Source organism: Arsukibacterium sp. (assembly GCF_036735525.1).
Lineage (GTDB): Bacteria > Pseudomonadota > Gammaproteobacteria > Enterobacterales > Alteromonadaceae > Alishewanella.
This window is the reverse complement of sequence record NZ_DAINOE010000061.1, coordinates 1-19,199: the sequence shown is the minus strand read 5'-3', so window position 1 is coordinate 19,199 and position 19,199 is coordinate 1. Positions and strand designations below refer to the sequence as shown.

At 47.9% G+C, this 19,199-nt stretch carries 21 protein-coding genes and 1 pseudogene; 18 read left to right on the top strand and 4 right to left on the bottom strand.

The features are described from left to right. Positions 1–102: 102 nt before the first annotated feature. From rpmH to mnmE, 5 genes are all read left to right on the top strand, one after another. Complete coding sequence (gene rpmH, locus V7D78_RS12145; RefSeq protein WP_008222343.1) at positions 103–240, top strand: 50S ribosomal protein L34; 138 nt, start codon at positions 103–105, stop codon at positions 238–240. Positions 241–258: 18 nt separating this feature from the next. Beyond that, the gene (gene rnpA / locus V7D78_RS12140) at positions 259–627 is read left to right on the top strand and encodes a ribonuclease P protein component (RefSeq protein ID WP_333608720.1); all 369 of its coding nucleotides are present in this window, start codon (positions 259–261) and stop codon (positions 625–627) included. Continuing rightward, positions 582–845 (top strand): membrane protein insertion efficiency factor YidD, encoded by a 264-nt coding sequence (gene yidD / locus V7D78_RS12135; protein ID WP_333608719.1) that lies wholly within the window; start codon positions 582–584, stop codon positions 843–845. The genes rnpA and yidD overlap by 46 nt, the downstream gene beginning before the upstream one ends. Before the next feature lie 3 nt (positions 846–848). Further along, positions 849–2,498, top strand: coding sequence for a membrane protein insertase YidC (gene yidC, locus V7D78_RS12130; protein ID WP_333608718.1), 1,650 nt, complete (start codon positions 849–851; stop codon positions 2,496–2,498). Positions 2,499–2,604: 106 nt separating this feature from the next. Beyond that, complete coding sequence (mnmE, locus tag V7D78_RS12125; RefSeq protein ID WP_333608717.1) at positions 2,605–3,969, top strand: tRNA uridine-5-carboxymethylaminomethyl(34) synthesis GTPase MnmE; 1,365 nt, start codon at positions 2,605–2,607, stop codon at positions 3,967–3,969. A 19-nt stretch (positions 3,970–3,988) separates the two neighbouring features. On the opposite strand, the gene V7D78_RS12120 is transcribed toward mnmE, so the two are convergent. From V7D78_RS12120 to V7D78_RS12105, 4 genes are all read right to left on the bottom strand, one after another. Then, positions 3,989–5,173, bottom strand: coding sequence for a YbfB/YjiJ family MFS transporter (locus V7D78_RS12120; RefSeq protein WP_333608716.1), 1,185 nt, complete (start codon positions 5,171–5,173; stop codon positions 3,989–3,991). A gap of 108 nt (positions 5,174–5,281) precedes the next feature. Next, positions 5,282–5,773 (bottom strand): YbhB/YbcL family Raf kinase inhibitor-like protein, encoded by a 492-nt coding sequence (locus V7D78_RS12115; RefSeq protein ID WP_333608715.1) that lies wholly within the window; start codon positions 5,771–5,773, stop codon positions 5,282–5,284. A 26-nt stretch (positions 5,774–5,799) separates the two neighbouring features. After that, positions 5,800–6,222 (bottom strand): thioredoxin TrxC, encoded by a 423-nt coding sequence (trxC, locus tag V7D78_RS12110; RefSeq protein ID WP_333608714.1) that lies wholly within the window; start codon positions 6,220–6,222, stop codon positions 5,800–5,802. A gap of 119 nt (positions 6,223–6,341) precedes the next feature. Then, positions 6,342–8,138, bottom strand: coding sequence for a DEAD/DEAH box helicase (locus V7D78_RS12105; RefSeq protein WP_333608713.1), 1,797 nt, complete (start codon positions 8,136–8,138; stop codon positions 6,342–6,344). Positions 8,139–8,301: 163 nt separating this feature from the next. Between V7D78_RS12105 and mioC the strand changes: the two genes are divergently transcribed. The 13 genes and pseudogenes from mioC to V7D78_RS12040 form a co-directional block, all read left to right on the top strand. Then, positions 8,302–8,751, top strand: coding sequence for an FMN-binding protein MioC (mioC, locus tag V7D78_RS12100; RefSeq protein ID WP_333608712.1), 450 nt, complete (start codon positions 8,302–8,304; stop codon positions 8,749–8,751). Positions 8,752–9,203: 452 nt separating this feature from the next. Beyond that, on the top strand, positions 9,204–11,093 hold the full coding sequence (mnmG, locus tag V7D78_RS12095) for a tRNA uridine-5-carboxymethylaminomethyl(34) synthesis enzyme MnmG (RefSeq protein ID WP_333608711.1): 1,890 nt from the start codon (positions 9,204–9,206) through the stop codon (positions 11,091–11,093). A gap of 27 nt (positions 11,094–11,120) precedes the next feature. Next, positions 11,121–11,738, top strand: coding sequence for a 16S rRNA (guanine(527)-N(7))-methyltransferase RsmG (gene rsmG / locus V7D78_RS12090; protein ID WP_333608710.1), 618 nt, complete (start codon positions 11,121–11,123; stop codon positions 11,736–11,738). An 18-nt stretch (positions 11,739–11,756) separates the two neighbouring features. Then, positions 11,757–12,551: a ParA family protein gene (locus V7D78_RS12085; protein WP_333608709.1), complete on the top strand. Its 795-nt coding sequence runs from the start codon at positions 11,757–11,759 to the stop codon at positions 12,549–12,551. Between the two features lie 26 nt (positions 12,552–12,577). Then, on the top strand, positions 12,578–13,453 hold the full coding sequence (locus V7D78_RS12080) for a ParB/RepB/Spo0J family partition protein (RefSeq protein ID WP_333608708.1): 876 nt from the start codon (positions 12,578–12,580) through the stop codon (positions 13,451–13,453). A 109-nt stretch (positions 13,454–13,562) separates the two neighbouring features. Then, positions 13,563–13,937 (top strand): ATP synthase subunit I, encoded by a 375-nt coding sequence (locus V7D78_RS12075; protein WP_333608707.1) that lies wholly within the window; start codon positions 13,563–13,565, stop codon positions 13,935–13,937. Between the two features lie 15 nt (positions 13,938–13,952). Continuing rightward, a complete protein-coding gene (gene atpB / locus V7D78_RS12070) occupies positions 13,953–14,813 on the top strand; it encodes a F0F1 ATP synthase subunit A (protein WP_333608706.1) in 861 nt (286 codons plus the stop codon). A gap of 44 nt (positions 14,814–14,857) precedes the next feature. Next, positions 14,858–15,091, top strand: a complete 234-nt coding sequence (atpE, locus tag V7D78_RS12065) for a F0F1 ATP synthase subunit C (RefSeq protein WP_008985017.1) — start codon at positions 14,858–14,860, stop codon at positions 15,089–15,091. 49 nt (positions 15,092–15,140) lie between these two features. Beyond that, positions 15,141–15,611, top strand: a complete 471-nt coding sequence (gene atpF, locus V7D78_RS12060) for a F0F1 ATP synthase subunit B (protein WP_333608705.1) — start codon at positions 15,141–15,143, stop codon at positions 15,609–15,611. Positions 15,612–15,622: 11 nt separating this feature from the next. Then, entirely contained in the window at positions 15,623–16,156 is a 534-nt protein-coding gene (gene atpH, locus V7D78_RS12055) for a F0F1 ATP synthase subunit delta (protein WP_310213313.1), read from the top strand. A gap of 14 nt (positions 16,157–16,170) precedes the next feature. After that, complete coding sequence (atpA, locus tag V7D78_RS12050) at positions 16,171–17,712, top strand: F0F1 ATP synthase subunit alpha (protein WP_333608704.1); 1,542 nt, start codon at positions 16,171–16,173, stop codon at positions 17,710–17,712. Between the two features lie 54 nt (positions 17,713–17,766). Beyond that, positions 17,767–18,630 carry a F0F1 ATP synthase subunit gamma gene (gene atpG, locus V7D78_RS12045; RefSeq protein ID WP_333608703.1) on the top strand — a complete coding sequence of 288 codons (864 nt, stop codon included), beginning with the start codon at positions 17,767–17,769 and terminating at the stop codon, positions 18,628–18,630. Positions 18,631–18,663: 33 nt separating this feature from the next. Further along, positions 18,664–19,199, top strand: a pseudogene (locus V7D78_RS12040) (F0F1 ATP synthase subunit beta); the annotation flags it as partial.

Here is a 19,199-nt window from a genome sequence, read left to right as displayed (position 1 = left end):
CGAACTACTTAAAATTCGCGCTCATTTTTGTCAGCTGCGTTTTGGTGTATTTGCTAAAACACAGGTAACCTTAGTAAATATTTCGACCGGACGGATGAAATTATGAGTAAAAGAACGTTTCAACCTAGCGTATTAAAGCGCAAGCGTAATCACGGTTTCCGTGCACGTATGGCGACTAAAAATGGTCGTCAGGTATTAGCGCGTCGCCGTGCTAAAGGCCGTAAGCGTTTAACAGCCTAATTGGTTGTTAATTGCTGAGTGGTCAGCCTCAAATTCGGCCGGGAGTTACGCCTGTTAGCTCCCAGTCAATTCGATAAAGTCTTCCAACACCCTTTTCGGGTTGCATCTCCCCTATTTACCATCCTTGCTAAGCCAAATCAGCTAACCCATCCACGAATTGGCCTTACTATAGCCAAAAAACGTGTTAAATTAGCCGTGCATCGCAATCGTATAAAACGCTGCGTGCGCGATAGTTTTCGTTTACATCAACATCAGTTGCCCGGTGTAGACCTGGTGCTAATGGTAAAGGGTGATATCAGCAATACCCCGAATGACGAACTGCATAAACAATTGGAACGGCTATGGAGCAAAATCGCTCGCCAGTACACCGCTTTGCCATCTGGTTAATGCTTCGGTTAGTCCGGACTTACCAGCTGTTGCTCAGCCCGTTGCTGGGGCAAAATTGCCGCTTTCATCCCAGTTGTTCGCATTACACCATGACAGCGATAGATCGCTTTGGTGTAATAAAAGGTTCTTGGTTAAGTGTTAAACGAATATTAAAGTGTCATCCTTTGCATGCGGGGGGTGAAGACCCCGTTCCTGATAAGCATAATGAGAAAAGCTAACCCATGGATTCACAACGCAGTTTTTTAGTTATAGCCCTGGCGCTCGTCAGCTTTTTACTCTGGCAAGCCTGGCAAAAAGATTATGGCCCGCAGCCGTCTAACGCACCAACAGCAAGCAGTAGTTCTGCTGGCAGTAATGCTGGCAGCGAACTGAGTTCGTCTGAACTGCAACTAACCACCGCAGATAACGAACAAGCCGTGACTGTTACGGCACCGTCTTCGCGTATTATTAGCGTGACCACAGATGTAATGCAGATCGAAATTGACAGTCGTGGTGGTGATATCGTTGGTCTGAAACTGCTGGACTATGAGCAAACCAAAGGCAGCAATCAGCCCTATGTGTTAATGCGCCGTCAGCCTGGCTTTGAGTATGTTGCGCAATCAGGCCTGATGGGTCGTGATGGCCCGGATGATCAACGCACACCGCGCCCGGTGTATCAGGTAGCCCAACAACATTTTGAGCTGACCGGCGATAGCCTGGTCGTGCCCATGCAGGTAGAACAAAATGGCTTAATCGTTGAAAAACGCTTTGTGTTCAGCCCTGGCCAATATGATGTCCGGGTAGAATATCTGGTGCAAAACCAGAGCGATGAAATTAAAACCGTATTGCCTTATCAGCACCTTGTTCAAAATATCGACAGTGGCGAAAGCAGCAGTATGTTTATGCCGATTTATCGCGGTGCTGCTTACGGCAGCAGCGATGAGCGCTATAAAAAATACGACTTTGGCGACATGCAGAAGAAAAATCTGCTGGTAGCATCACAAGGTGGCTGGGTGGCTATGCTTGAACACTACTTTGTAGCGGCCTGGGTACCTGATCAACAAAGTGAAAACCAACTTTACAGTTTAATTCATGGTCGTCAGGGTGTTATTGGTAGCCGCGCAAACAGTATTGATATAGAACCAGGGCAAAGTGTAGTCATTAGCTCGACTTTTTATGCCGGCCCTAAAAACCAGGATAACCTGGCAAAACTAGCCAATGGTCTTGATTTGACTGTTGACTACGGCTTCTTATGGTTTATTTCACAACCACTGTTCTGGTTACTTACCCTTATTCAGGGTTTTGTCATCAACTGGGGTGTGGCCATCATCTGTATCACTATTATTGTTAAAGGTGTGATGTATCCACTGACCAAGATCCAGTACGAATCTATGGCCAAGATGCGCAATTTAAAACCGAAGATTGAAGAATTACAGGCACGCTACAAAGACGACCGGCAAAAGATGGGGCCGGCGATGATGGAGTTGTATCGCAAAGAAAAAGTCAACCCTATGGGTGGCTGTTTGCCGATGCTGATCCAAATGCCGATTTTCCTGGCCTTGTATTGGGTTTTTGTTGAAAGTGTTGAGCTACGTCACGCGCCCTTTATGCTGTGGATCACTGATTTATCAGCCAAAGATCCGCTGTATATCCTGCCTATTCTGTTTGGTTTAAGCATGTTTGCCATGCAAAAACTGACACCTATGCAGGTGACCGATCCGCTGCAACAAAAAATCATGATGTGGATGCCCGTTGCCTTCTCGATATTCTTCTTCTGGTTCCCAAGTGGTCTGGTACTGTACTGGTTAGTCAGCAACCTGATTTCTCTGGCGCAGATGTTGTACATCTACAAAGGCATGGAAAAGAAAGGTTTACACACCAAGAAAGCGTGATCTGACAAAGGCCAGTGTTAGGTGTCGTTATTAGCTAACACTGACCCGTGACAAGACAATAGCCTGTCAGCTTAACGCGACAGGCTTTTTCTATTAAGAGGCAACTATGTTTAGCACCGACACCATCGCCGCTTTAGCCACCGCGCCCGGCCGCGCCGGTGTAGGTATTATCCGTATATCGGGCCCAGCTACCCAAGCCGTAGCTCAGGCGATACTGCATAAGCTACCTAAAGCGCGTTATGCTGAATACTTACCCTTTTTTGATGCCAACGGTCAGGTGCTGGATCAAGGCATTGCCCTGTACTTCCCTGGGCCGAATTCGTTTACCGGCGAAGATGTGCTCGAGTTACAAGGCCATGGTGGTCCGGTATTACTGGATATGCTGTTAAAACAACTGCTGACATTAGCTGATGTGCGCATCGCCAGCCCGGGTGAATTTTCAGAGCGGGCATTTTTAAACGATAAGCTTGATTTAGCACAGGCAGAAGCCATTGCCGATTTAATCGATGCCAGTAGCGAGCAAGCGGCACGCAGCGCCATGCAATCACTGCAAGGTGAGTTTTCGCGTCGTATTCACGAATTAGTAGAAAAAGTCATTTACCTGCGGATGTATGTAGAAGCGGCAATAGATTTTCCGGATGAAGAAATCGACTTTTTATCCGACGGCAAGGTTGCAGCCGACTTGGCCGAGATTATCAATTATCTTGCCACAGTGAAAAAACAAGCGACTCAGGGCAGTATCTTGCGTGAAGGCATGAAGGTGGTAATTGCCGGTCGCCCCAATGCCGGTAAATCCAGCTTACTGAATGCGTTAGCCGGGCGTGAAGCAGCTATCGTGACCGAGATTGCCGGAACTACCCGCGATGTGCTGCGCGAGCATATTCATATCGATGGTATGCCACTACATATTATTGATACCGCCGGCTTACGGGATGCTACCGATCAGGTAGAGCAAATCGGTATTGAGCGCGCCTGGAAAGAGATTGAACAAGCCGATCGGGTACTGTTTATGGTCGACGGTACGACCACTAACGCCACCGATCCGCACGATATCTGGCCTGACTTTATCGATCGCCTGCCCGCCAGTTTAGGCGTTACCGTTATTCGCAATAAAGCCGATTTAACCGGCGAGCCGATGACCCCGGATCTTAATGGCAACACCCCGGTATACCGCTTATCAGCCAAAACCGGTGCCGGCATCGATACACTGCGCGACCATTTAAAGCAATGTATTGGCTTTGACGCCAGTACCGAAGGCAGCTTCCTGGCCCGTCGCCGCCATTTAGATGCGCTCGATCGCGCCGCCGAACACCTGGCCATCGGCCAGGAGCAATTACACAGTTATATCGCCGGCGAAATCCTGGCCGAAGAGCTTCGGCTAACCCAGCAGCACTTAAATGAAATTACCGGTGAATTTAGCAGTGATGATTTGCTGGGCAGGATTTTCAGCTCTTTCTGTATCGGTAAGTAATAATTACTAAATTAAAACGCTATTTAACCGCATCCAACTGCTGCGCAGTCTGATCGGTAACAATTAACAATGCTATTAGCAGGGCGCCCAGACCAACAAAGCCGGCGGCCAGATAGAGGCCGGTATTATAGTGGCCGCTGCTGTGGGCCAGATAGCCGGTTAAGGCTGGTGCAATAACCTGGGCACTGCCGTAGGCTAAGGTCATTTTTCCCATCAGTTTTGCAGGCTTACTTGGGTATAAGCGCCCGGCCATAGTGAGCACTAAACTGACTACACCAACAAAGGTCGCGCCAAACAGCGCAGCACTGAGCAAGACAATGCTCAACGAGCTAAAGCTTAATGGCAGCAAAATAGCCAGGCCTTGAGCCAGTAACGCCAGCATTATTGCTTTTAAGTAGCCGGTTCTGCGGGCAATGAAGTCCCACACTAACACTGCCGGCGTTGCCGCCAAACCCAACACAATAAAACTCAGATTACCGCTACCCGTTAAGCCAGGCATCCGCTCTACTATGGTGACGATAAAGGTGGCACTGATCACGTAGCCGTAACCCGCGCAAAAGTAGCTGGCCAACATCAGATAAATAAAACGTTTTGACGGCGGAGTATCAGTTGGACGGCTAAGTGTTGTCACATCATTTTGTGCAGGTCTGGGTAACCAACACCAGGCAGGAATAGCCAACAACAGTGCACAAAACGCTAAGTATTGCCACTGCGCGCGCCAGTCCAGCTGCAGCTTTAGCATCAACTCAACCAACAGTGCCGATAACGCAATACCAAAACCCAGTCCAGCAAAATGTATGCCCAACTCTGCCCGCTGTTTATGGCGTAATAGCCAGTGCATAATCAGCCCGGAAGCAATCAACATAGAGCCGGCACTGCTTAAACCTGCCACAAAGCGCCAGAGTGACCAAAGATAAAAATTCTCGGTCACGGCCATGCCCAGTGTACTTATCACCGCTAACAACAAGCCAAGGCGATACAGATTGTCTTTTAGTTTAAGGTTAGTCAGGCTGGCAGCCAGCAAAGCACCGGTCATATAGCCCAGATAATTGACCCCAGCCAGATAACCGCCACTGGCATCATCCAGCACAGTCTGTTGCTGCATCAGCGGCAACAAAGGGGTGTAGGCAAAACGGGCTAGCCCCAGACAAAGTAACTGACTGAAAAAGCCGGCTAACAACACATAATAGCGCTGTGGCAACACAACCCCCTGACAACACTACGACTGTCGTAGCCTGAAAGCAAACACCAGCTTAGCCCAGAAAAAAAGGCCACGATATGCGGCCTTAGTCTCAGCTTAGCCTGGTGCGGCCTAGCGGGCATAGGTAGCGGTAAGGGTTGCTTTGCCAAGCGCCGTGGCATTAAGCATAAAGCCAACCACAGCAGCACTGGCACCATCCGGTGCCGGTAAGGTGTCTTCGGGTAATGCCCACACTGTAAATTGATAACGGTGCATGCCATGGCCTTCTGGCGGGCAGGCGCCGCCAAAATCTTTACTGCCATAATCATTACTAAAACTGCGACACCCCGGCGGCAGGCTACCCTTACCTGCACCTCTGGCTAAGCCATTCGCTGCAGCCGGAATATCGGTAACCAACCAGTGCCAGAAGCCTGAGCAGGTAGGTGCATCAGGGTCGAATACCGTTACCGCAAAGCTCTTAGTACCGGCAGGTGGATGTTGCCAGTTCAGCTCAGGTGAAACATTGCTGCCGTTACAGCCAAAACCATCAAACTCCTGCTGCTTAGCCATAAAATGACCTTCTTTCAGATCGGGACTGCTTAAGGAAAAAACCTGCTGTGTCATCTTACCTCCAAAAAGTGAGTTAATACTTACTTAAACTGGGATAGCCATTGATAAAAGGCTTGCTTGGGAAAAGCTCCCGCTTGCTGCGCTAACACTTTGCCTTGTTTAAACACCATTACAGTGGGAATAGACCGAATATTGAACTGGCCAGCCAACTGTTGCTGCTGCTCGGTGTTTATTTTTCCAAAGCGAAAGTGGGGTTCCAGCTCATGGGCGGCCTGACTAAATAATGGCGCAAAACTCTGACAAGGGCCACACCAACTGGCCCAAAAATCCAACACTAACGGCAATTCAGCTTTATAAGCATGAGCAGCAAAATTAGCACTGGTCAGCTCAACGGGCTCGCCACTAAACAGACCTTGCTTACATTTACCACAACGCGCTGCTGTTGCAGCTTTATCTGCCGGTAAGCGGTTTAAACCATTACAATTCGGGCAGGCAACTATCATATCGGTACTCCGCGGGATTTAAGTCTTTTCTATAAATTAAGTGGGTTGAGTTAAACCTAGTTTAAACCTCTAGCCATAAAAAAACCCTGCAAAGGCAGGGTTTTTATAACAACTAGTATTTAATCACGCGGCTTACGCGGTGCACGAGGTGCAGCACCTGGCCGAGGCCCCGGGCCAGCCGATGGCCGGCGGTCAGTAGCTGGTGCTGGAGCTGCGCCAGCATCTACTGAAATATTCAGCTTTTGTTTGCGCACATAAACCTTTTTTAAATGCTGGAAAATTTCAGCAGGGATATTAGCTGGTAATTCCACCGTGCTGAAATGATCAAACAACTTAATATTGCCGATAAACTGGCTATCAATATTCGCTTCGTTAGCAATGGCACCGACAATATCACCAGCACGCACGCCATGCTCTTTACCCACTTCAATGCGATAAGTGTTGTAATCACCTTTCATTTCGCGGCGGACTTTAGGGCCGCGCTCTGGCCGTTCACCAGAACGCTCTGGACGAGCTGAACGCTCACCACGATCATTACGATCGCTACGTGGCCGCTCATCACGCTCTGCCCGGGCATGCGGCTGACGCAGTTCAGGGAACTGTTTAGCAACATTCAAAGGTTGATCTTTTTGCGCCAGATATAATAAAGCTGCCGCCATATCAACATCGGTGGTTTCCAGCTTGTCACGCCAATCGGTGATCAGTTCCTGGAAGAAACTTAAATTTTGCGTTTCCAGGGTTTGCGCTAACTGCTCACGGAAAGACTCAATCCGGCGTTGTTCAATGACCTGACCCGTAGGCAATGACATCTGCTCAATAGGCTGTTTAGTGGCATGTTCAATAGTGCGCAGTAAGCGACGTTCACGTGGCGATACGAACAAAATCGCTTTACCTTCGCGACCGGCGCGGCCTGTACGACCAATACGGTGCACATAAGCTTCACTGTCATACGGAATATCATAGTTAACCACTAAGCTAATCCGCTCAACATCAAGGCCGCGGGCGGCAACATCGGTAGCAACAATAATATCTAACTGGCTGGCTTTCATGCGGCGGATAGTCTGCTCGCGATGCGCCTGATTCATGTCACCATTTAAGCAGGCCACCGCATAACCACGGGCCACCAGCTTTTCAGCGATTTCTTCGGTGGCGCTTTTGGTACGCACAAATACAATGCTGGCATCGTATTCTTCACCTTCCAGTAAGCGGGTTAATGCATCCAGCTTCTGGTTTGCATCTAACAACACATAACGCTGGGTAATACGCTCAACGGTACTGGTTTTAGAAGCAATTTTAATTTCTTCAGCATTTTTTAAATGCTTCTGGGCAATAGCACGGATCTGCGCTGGCATAGTCGCCGAGAACATCGCAACCTGACGGCCTGGAGGGGTCGCATCCATGATGGTTTGTACATCATCAATAAAGCCCATTCGCAGCATCTCATCGGCTTCATCCAGCACGATAGCACGCAGTTTATCCAGTTTTAAGGTACCCCGATCTAAGTGATCAAGAATACGACCCGGTGTACCAACGATAACCTGAGAACCCCGTTTCAGTGACTTCAGCTGGTTGGTATAACTTTGACCACCGTATAACGGCAGTACATGGAAAGCTGGCATATAGCGCGCATAAGCCTGAAAAGCTTCAGCTACCTGAATAGCCAGCTCACGGGTTGGCGCCAATACCAAAATTTGTGGATCATTTTGCGCAGGATCTAACCGTGCTAACAATGGCAACGCAAAAGCACCTGTTTTACCAGTACCTGTTTGCGCCTGGCCTAACACATCTTCGCCAGCTAATAGTTTAGGGATCGCCGCCGCCTGAATTGGCGAAGGTGTTTCGTAACCAAGTTCAGTTACCGCACGCACCAGGGGTTCCGGCAGCATCAGCTGGGAAAATGACAAGGAGTCAGACATACTTTGTTTAAACCTCAATAACACGCAGGCGTAGTGGTAGTGCAATTGCCGTTTCTACTTTGCCTGCAATGAGAGTAAAAACGCGAAATCGGCCGAAAAAGCATAGCTTTGTCCGATTTTATTCCAGTAGTATAGCCAATCATTTCACTAAAAAGAGGTTCAAATGATTGAAATCCTCGTTGGCAGCCAAATGGGCGCAGCGGAATATGTGGCAGAACAAGTTGCTGAAACACTGGTACAAGCGGGTTATGAAGTTAACATTCATCTTAAACCCGAACTCAATCAGCTAAACCGGACCGCAGTCTGGTTAGTGATTACATCCACCTATGGTGCAGGAGATCTGCCTGATAATATTCAACCCTTTGCGGATCAATTAGCACAAGATCAAAGTGATCTTACCACACTTTCTTTCGCCGTGATCACTTTAGGTGACTCCAGTTACGATACTTTTTGTTTAGCCGGTGAAAAACTGCAGAATTTGCTTCAACTTAAAGCAGCAAAACTGCTGTTACCCATGCTTAAAATAGATGCGCAACAAGCCGAACTACCAGAAGATATCGCACTAGGTTGGCTGCATCATCTGCAAACGGCATTGCAGCATAACCAGGGCTAACTCTCTGTAAGCTAAACAGCTAATGTCGGATCTGCGCTAAGACAGATCCGGCTTACCCCCAAGTTACACTCAACTTACTCACAAAATACCTAATTTAAAAAGTTAATTGTGCATAACTACAGTTTTATACGGTTATTAAGCTGTACTTATCCAGTTTATTAAAATATTTTAGGCGAGGCCTGTGCATAAAAGCTCAAAGTACCCACACGTTACACCAGTGTTGATCCTTGCTTGATCACAGGATCTGATCGCTAATAACAGTTTGATCTATAGCAATAAAACAAGGTTATGCACCAAAAAACAGCTCAGTAATAGTAGTAACAGTAAAAAGATCTTTAAATAGATCTTATCTATATTAACGCGGATCCAGATCCATTTACGGCTTTCCCATCAGCCCCGGATCGCGATACAATACGCGCCCTGTTTTAAGATCTATGTAACATGAGGCTGATATGCTGTTTGATGAAACCTTTGATGTGATCGTGGTAGGTGGTGGCCATGCTGGCACTGAAGCCGCATTAGCAGCAGCTCGCATGGGTCTTAACACCTTATTATTGACCCATAACATCGAAACCCTGGGCCAGATGTCATGTAATCCAGCTATTGGCGGTATTGGCAAAGGCCACCTGGTAAAAGAAATTGATGCATTAGGTGGTGCTATGGCAATGGCTGCTGATCAGGGTGGTATCCAGTTTCGGACCCTGAACAGCTCAAAAGGCCCGGCTGTTAGAGCTACTCGTGCTCAGGCAGACAGACAATTGTACCGTGCAGCCATTCGCCAGATTCTGGAAAACCAGCCTAATCTTAAAATCTTTCAGCAAGGCTGTGATGATCTTATTGTCGAACAAGATCAGGTCAAAGGCGTTATTACCCAGATGGGTTTAAGCTTCAGGGCAAAAGCCGTAGTATTAACCGTTGGTACCTTTCTTGGTGGCCAGATCCATATTGGTCTAGAACAATTTTCAGGTGGCAGAGCTGGCGATCCGCCGTCGATTGCACTGGCGAAAAGATTACGTGCCTTACCTTTTAGGGTAGACAGATTAAAAACCGGTACGCCACCGCGCATTGATGCCAGAACCGTTGATTTTTCAGTAATGCAGCCACAACCAGGTGATAACCCAACACCGGTATTTTCATTTTTAGGTAAGCACAGCGATCAACCACGTCAAATCCCATGCTATATCACCTATACCAATGAACATACACATCAGGTGATCCGGGATAATCTGGACAGATCGCCGATGTATACCGGTGTTATTGAAGGTATAGGCCCACGCTATTGCCCATCAATTGAAGACAAAGTGATGCGTTTTGCAGATAAAGACAAGCATCAGATCTTTATTGAACCAGAAGGCTTAACCACCCACGAATTGTATCCAAATGGCATATCAACCAGCTTGCCTTTTGACGTACAGATGTCAATTGTACGCTCAATTAAAGGTATGGAGAACGCCCATATTACCCGCCCGGGGTATGCTATTGAATATGATTTTTTTGACCCACGCGATCTGAAAAACTCGCTGGAAACCAAACATATTAAAGGCTTATTTTTTGCAGGCCAGATTAACGGTACAACAGGCTATGAAGAAGCCGGTGCTCAGGGTTTATTAGCGGGCTTAAATGCCGCTTTATTTGCCTCAGAGCGCGACAGTTGGGCACCCAGCCGTGATCAAGCCTACCTCGGTGTGTTAGTAGATGATTTGACGACGCAAGGCACTAAAGAGCCCTACCGTATGTTTACCAGCCGCGCCGAATACCGTTTAATGCTGCGTGAAGATAATGCTGATGCCCGTTTAACCAGCAAAGGCCGTGAACTTGGTTTAGTTGATGATATTCGCTGGCAGGCTTTTAATGAAAAAATGGAACAAATTGAGCTGGAGCGGCAACGGCTGCGTCAAAGCTGGATCCATCCGCAACATAGCGCCTTAGCTGCAGTAAATCAGTTACTGAAAACACCGTTAAGCCGTGAAGCCAGTTTAGAAGAATTAGTACGCCGCCCTGAAATGAGCTACCAGCAATTAATGGCCATAGCTGAATTAGGCCCGGCACTAACCGATGCTATTGCTGCTGAACAAGTTGAAATTCAAATTAAATATGAAGGTTATATCAACCGGCAACAGGATGAAATTGCTAAACAGCAGCGTAATGAAGCAACGAAATTACCAGAACACTTCGATTATAAATCCGTTAAAGGCTTATCCAATGAAGTGATCATGAAATTAAACCAAAGCCAGCCAGGCACTGTTGGCCAGGCTTCGCGCATTTCCGGCGTTACCCCGGCGGCTATTTCACTGTTGTTGGTATATCTGAAAAAACAAGGTTTGCTACGAAAATCAGCCTGAATTATGTAAAATGCAATAAGGATCAGCATGTTAGAGCAGTTACGCGCACTGGTTGCACAAACCGAGCTGACCCTGTCAGAGCAACAATTACAGCAATGTATCAGTTATGTGCAATTGCTGGATAAATGGAACAGTGCTTATAATCTGACGTCAGTGCGCGAACCAAGCGACATGTTGATCAAGCATGTGATGGACAGCTTAGTGGTGGCCCCTTATCTGCATGGCGAACGTTTTATTGATGTTGGCACAGGCCCGGGCTTACCCGGCGTATTACTGGCCATCTATTATCCGGATAAGCACTTTATCTTGCTCGATAGCTTGGGCAAACGCATCCGCTTTTTAAATCAGGTGAAATTACAACTAGGCTTAAACAACATCAGTCCTGTGCAGTGTCGGGTTGAAGATCATCATCCTTCAGTTGGCTATGATGGCGTCATTAGCCGGGCATTTGCCTCCATGACTGATATGCTGCACTGGTGCAAGCATTTGCCCGCTACAGACGGCCGCTTTTTCGCCATGAAAGGTGCAGCAGTGCAAGAAGAAATTGCAGCTTTGCCGGATTTTGTTAAAGTAATCGCCATTCAACCGTTACAAGTACCAACATTGGACGCACAGCGTCATTTGGTCGAGCTGGCCAAAACCTAACCATTATGAGGGATCCTTGTGGGCAAGATTATCGCCATTGCAAACCAGAAAGGCGGCGTCGGTAAAACAACGACGGCGGTAAATCTGGCGGCATCTATGGCCGCAACGAAGCGCAAAATATTGCTGATAGATCTGGATCCTCAGGGCAATGCCACTATGGGTAGCGGCGTAGATAAATATCAACTCGCTGCCACCGCCTATGAATTATTAATTGATGAAAAACCGCTGTCTGAGGTCGTGGTTAAAGAAACCAGCGGTGGCTATCACTTAATCGGCGCCAATGCGGATGTCACTGCGGCAGAAGTGCGGCTAATGAACGTGTTTGCCCGCGAACTGCGCCTGCGCAATGCTCTGAAAGCCTACCGCAGCAGCTATGATTTTATCTTTATTGACTGCCCTCCTTCACTGAATATGTTAACCGTTAATGCCATGGCAGCAGCCGATAGCGTGCTGGTGCCGATGCAGTGCGAATATTTTGCGCTGGAAGGCTTGACGGCGCTGGTCGATACCATTAACCAGCTGGCCGCAGTGGTTAATGCCGAGCTGCGTATCGAAGGTATTTTGCGTACCATGTACGATCCACGTAATCGGTTGGCCAATGATGTCTCTGAGCAGTTAAAACAACACTTTGGTGATAAGGTATACCGGGCAGTGATCCCGCGTAACGTTCGGCTGGCAGAAGCGCCAAGTTTTGGTACTCCGGTAATGTATTACGATAAAAGCTCAACAGGCTCTAAAGCCTATCTGGCCCTGGCCGGCGAGATACTGCGCCGCTCTGAGAAAAAAAACACTAAGCCGGCCAGCTCAGTGTAAGCACTGAAAATTAAGGGAAATGATTGATGTCAGTTAAAAAACGTGGCCTCGGAAGGGGCTTAGATGCCCTACTCACAGCCAATAGCCCCCAGCAGCAAGATGCAGCAATTCAGAGCGCGCAATTGCAAAATATACCGATTGAGTTTTTACGCCCCGGCAAATATCAACCCCGCAAAGATATGTCGCAACCGGCTTTAGAAGAGCTGGCCAGTTCTATCCGCGCTCAGGGTGTTATTCAACCTATAGTGGTACGCCAATTAGGTGCAGACAGCTTTGAAATCATTGCCGGTGAACGGCGCTGGCGTGCGGCACAGTTAGCACAGCTAGATAGGATTCCCTGCATAATTAAAAATGTGCCGGATGAAGCCGCCGTTGCTATCGCCTTGATTGAAAACATTCAGCGTGAAGACTTAAATGCCATGGAAGAAGCGATAGCACTGCAGCGCTTATTATCCGAATTTGAATTAACTCACCAACAAGTAGCCGATGCCGTCGGCAAATCACGCACAGCTGTGACCAATTACCTGCGGTTAAATCAGCTGAATGATGATGTAAAAGTGCTGCTTGAGCATGGTGATATCGAAATGGGCCATGCCCGCTGCTTGCTGGCACTAGAGGGTGCAGAACAATCCGATACCGCCCGCCTGGTGGCCGCTAAGCAACTAACGGTTCGCGATACTGAGAAACTGGTCAGGCGCTTATTAGAGCCCGCAGCCTTGGTAGAACCTAAGTTAAAAGATGCGGATGTGGTAGCGCTGGAGCAGCGGTTAAGTGAGCGGTTTGCCGCGGCAGTTGAAATAAACTGTAATAAAAAAGGCAAAGGCCAGCTGGTGATCCGCTACAGCAGCCTGGATGAACTAGACGGCATTATTGAAAAGTTTCAGCTAAGCGATCAACTTTAGTGTTTTCGCTGCCGCTAAAATGGCTTTTAGTTGCAAAACAGGGCTAAATAAGTATACTTACGGCTGATTTTTACCCTGAATGCAGGCTGACAGAACCAGCGGAGTTATCATGGAACTGAATCCTCGTCAGGTCAGACTATCAGCATATAAGTTGATTGCTTGTCAGGTCGCCGTAGCAGCTGTGGTTGCGCTGGTGTTTTATCTGATAAATGGCGAACCGGCAGCCCGTTCGGCGTTTAAAGGTGGTCTGATAGCGGCAGTACCAAATTTAGTTTTTGCCTTGTTTGCGTTTTGGTTTTTAGGACGAGGCAGCGCAGAGCAAGCGAGAACGGCCATGATGCGAGGCCACTCGCTTAAAATAGTTTTGACCATAGTGTTGTTTGTCGTTGTTATGCAGCAGCCAATCGCTGCCGGCCCGCTTATGGCGGGCTTTATATTGACATTATTCGCACAATGGTCGACCGCGATTTTCTTTAAACATTGATAATTGGGATGAAACATGGCTGCAGGTGAAGAGTTAACCCTCTCTGGCCATATTCAGCACCACCTTACTAACGCCAAAATGTGTACTGTCGATGGCAGTGTCGCATTTAATAAAGCGTGTAGTGAGGCCGGGTTCTGGACATGGCATATTGATACATTAGCGTGGTCTATTGGCCTGGGCTTGATCTTTTTATGGATCTTCCGCAGTGCTGCCAGCAAAGCTACCACCGGCGTGCCGGGTAAATTTCAGTGTTTTATTGAAATGGTGGTTGAACTGGTTGCCACTAACGTCAAAGACACCTACCACGGTAAAAGCAAACTGATCGCACCACTGGCACTGACCATCTTTGTCTGGGTGTTCCTGATGAACCTGATGGATTTAATCCCAGTCGACTTCCTGCCTGCCTTTGCCGGTTTCGTTGGTGAACAAGCGCTAGGCATGGACAGCCACGACGTGTACATGAAAATTGTACCGACGACTGACATTAACCTGACAGCGGCGCTGGCCATAGGTGTGTTTATACTGATGATCGGTTATTCCATCCGCATTAAAGGTGTGTTGGGCTTTATTAAAGAATTGACGCTGCATCCGTTCAGCAGCAAAAACGTACCACTGCAAATCGTACTGATCCCCGCTAACTTGTTACTGGAAACTATCGCGCTGGTGGCTAAGCCATTTTCACTGGCACTGCGTTTGTTCGGTAACCTGTACGCCGGTGAGATGATTTTTATCCTGATTGGTGCCGTGGGTTTAGCGCAGTTACCACTGCACTTTGTCTGGGCGGTATTCCACATTCTGGTAATAGTGCTGCAGGCGTTTGTATTTATGATGCTGACCATTGTTTACCTAAGCATGGCCAGTTCAGATAATCACTAATTTTTTAAACTTTAACTTTAACTATTGAAATATCGGAGAAAAAAATGGAACTTGTATTAGGTCTTAAATTAATCGCAGTTGCTCTGTTAATCGGTTTCGGTGCTATCGGTACTGCACTGGGTTTCGGTAACATGGGTGGCAAGTTCTTAGAAGCTTGTGCGCGTCAACCAGAACTGGCCCCTTCACTGCAAGTTAAAATGTTCATCCTGGCAGGTCTGATCGATGCCGTTGCGATGATTGGCGTTGGTATCGCCATGTACATGTTGTTCGCAATGTAATTGAAGGTTTGTGTTATTCCGAACAACTGTTAACTAAGGAGGAGCGGTCGTGAATTTAAACGCCACTCTGCTGGGCGAATTAATCGCATTTGCGGTGTTCGTGCTGTTCTGTATGAAATTTGTATGGCCGCCGCTGATCAATGCGATCGAAGCGCGCCAGAAAAAAATTGCTGACGGTTTAGCGGCTTCTGATCTTGCGGAAAAAGACCTGGCATTAGCCCAGGACAAAGCCAAAGATCAGTTAAAAGATGCTAAAGCGCAGGCGGCAGACATTATTGAGCAAGCGAAAAAACGCGAAGCCAAAATGATTGATGAAGCCGTGCACAAAGCTAACGCCGAGCGTGACAACATTCTGGCGCAAGCGAAAGCAGAACTTGAAGCGGAACGTAACCGTTTACGCGAAGAGCTGCGCAAGCAAGTTGCTGCATTAGCAGTAGCCGGCGCAGAGAAAATTCTGCAACGTTCTATTGATGAAGCTGCTCACAGCGACATTCTGGAAAAACTGGTTCAAGAACTGTAAGAGGATGAGCTATGTCTGATTTGACTAATATTGCTCGTCCTTACGCCAAAGCGGCCTTTGATTTTGCGGTAGAGCAAAAAGCACTGGACGCCTGGTTACAGATGTTGGCCTTTGCTGCTGAAGTAGCAAAGAACGACCAGGTTGGCGCTTATTTGGGCGCCAACGGCGCTGCTGACAAGCAGGCCGGTCTGTTTATTCAGGTATGTGGTGAGCAACTCAATGAGCACGGCCAGAACTTTATTAAAGTGATGGCAGAAAATCATCGCTTGTTGGCGTTGCCTGAAGTGTTAGCTGCCTTTATTGCGCTTAAAGCTGAGTTTGAAAAAGAAATCGACGTTACTGTGGTTTCTGCTACCAAGCTTTCTAAAGCACAACAAGACAAGCTAGCCGCAGCATTATCGCAACGTTTGGCACGCAAAGTTAAATTGAACTGTAGCGAAGATCCTGCAGTGGTTGGCGGCATGCTGATCAAAGCAGGTGACATGGTAATTGATGGCTCGATCCGCGGTAAGCTGGATCGTTTAGCAACTGCGCTGCAGTCTTAATTGGGGAACAGAGAATGCAACTGAATTCCACTGAAATATCAGAACTGATCAAAAGTCGTATTGCTCAGTTCGACGTGGTCAGTGAAGCTCGTAACGAAGGTACTATCGTTCAGGTAACTGACGGTATTATCCGTATCAACGGTCTTGCAGATTGTATGCAGGGCGAGATGATTGAGCTTCCTGGCAACCGTTATGCTATCGCGCTGAACTTAGAACGTAATTCAGTGGGTGCGGTAGTCATGGGTCCGTACGCGGACTTAACCGAAGGCACCAAAGTAAAAAGCACTGGCCGTATCTTAGAAGTACCAGTTGGTCCGCAATTGTTAGGCCGGGTAGTAAATACCTTAGGTGCGCCTATCGATGGTAAAGGCCCGATTGATGCTGCTGGTTTTGCGCCGGTAGAAAAAATCGCCCCTGGCGTTATCGATCGTCAATCGGTCGACCAGCCAATGCAGACCGGTTACAAATCGGTTGATGCGATGATCCCAATCGGCCGTGGTCAGCGTGAATTGTTGATCGGTGACCGTCAGACCGGTAAAACGGCACTGGCGATTGATGCCATCATCAACCAGAAAACCACCGGCGTAAAATGTATTTACGTGGCTATCGGTCAGAAAGCCTCGACCATTGCTAACGTAGTACGTAAGCTGGAAGAGCACGGTGCCCTGTCTAACACTATCGTTGTCGTGGCCTCTGCTTCTGAAGCGGCAGCACTGCAATTCCTGGCGCCATACTCTGGCTGTACTATGGGTGAATACTTCCGTGACCGCGGTGAAGATGCGCTGATTGTTTATGATGATTTGTCGAAGCAAGCTGTGGCTTACCGTCAAATTTCATTGCTGTTACGCCGTCCACCAGGTCGTGAAGCTTATCCAGGCGACGTATTTTATCTTCACTCTCGTTTGCTGGAGCGGGCATCACGCGTTAATGCTGACTATGTAGAGCGTTTAACCAATGGTGAAGTGAAAGGTAAGACCGGTTCTTTAACCGCGCTGCCAATCATTGAAACCCAGGCGGGTGACGTATCGGCTTTCGTACCAACCAACGTAATTTCGATTACCGATGGTCAAATCTTCCTTGAAACCGATTTATTTAATGCCGGTATCCGCCCTGCGGTTAACGCGGGTATTTCGGTATCACGGGTAGGTGGTGCAGCACAGACTAAAATCATCAAGAAATTAGGTGGTGGTATCCGTCTGGCCTTAGCACAGTATTCAGAACTGGCCGCGTTCGCGCAGTTTGCTTCTGATTTGGACGAAGCGACCCGCGCCCAGTTAGAGCACGGTCAAAAGGTTACTGAGCTGATGAAACAGCTGCAGTATAGCCCGATGTCTGTAGCTGAAATGGGTCTGTCTATTTTCGCTATCGAAAAAGGCTTTATGAAAGATGTAGACGTAGCCAAAATCCAGGATTTTGAAGCCGCTTTACTGTCTTATATGAAAGCTGAACACGCCGAGCTGATGGCTGATATCGCTAAAACCGGTAATTACAACGATCAGATTGAGTCGTCGCTCAAAGCAGCGATTGAGAAATTCAAATCGACTCAAACCTGGTAATTAACGTGGGTGGCAATAGCCACCCCGTTCGTTGAACGAAACGGAGATACAGTCATGGCCGGTGGTAAAGAGATAAAAAGTAAGATCGGGAGTATTAACAATACTCGCAAGATCACCAGTGCTATGGAAAAAGTTGCGGTCAGCAAAATGCGCAAAGCGCAAGAGCGCGTAGCTGCAACCCGCCCATACGCTGAAGGTATGCGCAAAGTTATTGGTAACATTGCTAATGGTAACATCGAATACCGTCACCCTTATTTAGAAGAGCGTGATGTTAAACGAGTTGGTTACATTATCATTTCTACCGATCGCGGTCTTTGCGGTGGCCTGAATACCAACGAGTTTAAGAAAGTTGTGCTGGAGCTGAAACATTGGAAAAGCCAGAATGTGGAGACTGAGTTTGCTGTTATCGGCAACAAAGCCACGGCCTTTTTCCGACGCTTTGGTGGCAAGGTAGTAGCACAACAAACAGGTTCAGGCGATGTACCACGTTTGGCTGATGTGATTGGTACGGTTAAGGTGATGCTGCAAGCCTACCTGGAAGGCCGGATTGACCGCTTATTCCTGGTATATAACACCTTTGTCAATACCATGAAGCAAGAGCCAGTGATCGATCAACTCTTACCTTTGCCAAAAACAGATATCGCTAACCGCGAGCACCGTTGGGATTACCTGTACGAGCCGGATCCGCAGCCTATTTTAGATATGCTGATGGATCGCTACATGGAATCACAGGTATACCAGGGTGTGGTTGAAAACGCAGCCAGCGAGCACGCAGCGCGTATGGTAGCAATGAAAGCCGCTACCGATAACGCCGGTAATCTGATGGATGACCTGAAGCTTGTGTACAACAAAGCACGTCAGGCCGCGATTACCCAGGAGCTCAGCGAGATTGTCGCAGGTGCGGCAGCTGTTGGCTAAGGTGAACAGTTTTGAGAATTTTGAGGAAACATCATGAGTCAAGGTAAGGTCGTCCAAATCATTGGCGCCGTTGTGGATATCGATTTTCCACAAGACGCGGTACCTAGCATCTATGACGCGTTAAACGTGACTGACGGTGATCTGGCTGGTTTAGTGCTGGAAGTACAGCAACAGCTGGGTGGCGGTACAGTGCGTACAATCGCAATGGGTACTACTGACGGTTTACGTCGTGGCACCTTAGTAGGAAATTCTGGTAAAGCCATTCAGGTACCTGTTGGTAAAGCGACCTTAGGTCGTATTATGGACGTATTAGGTAACCCGATTGACGAAGCTGGTCCTATCGGTGAAGAAGAGCGCTGGTCAATCCACCGCGCAGCCCCTTCATACGAAGAGCAAGCGGCATCAAACGCCCTGTTGGAAACCGGTATTAAAGTTATCGACTTAGTATGCCCCTTTGCTAAAGGCGGTAAAGTCGGTCTGTTCGGTGGTGCCGGTGTAGGTAAAACCGTAAACATGATGGAACTGATCCGGAACATCGCGATCGAGCACAGCGGTTACTCAGTATTCGC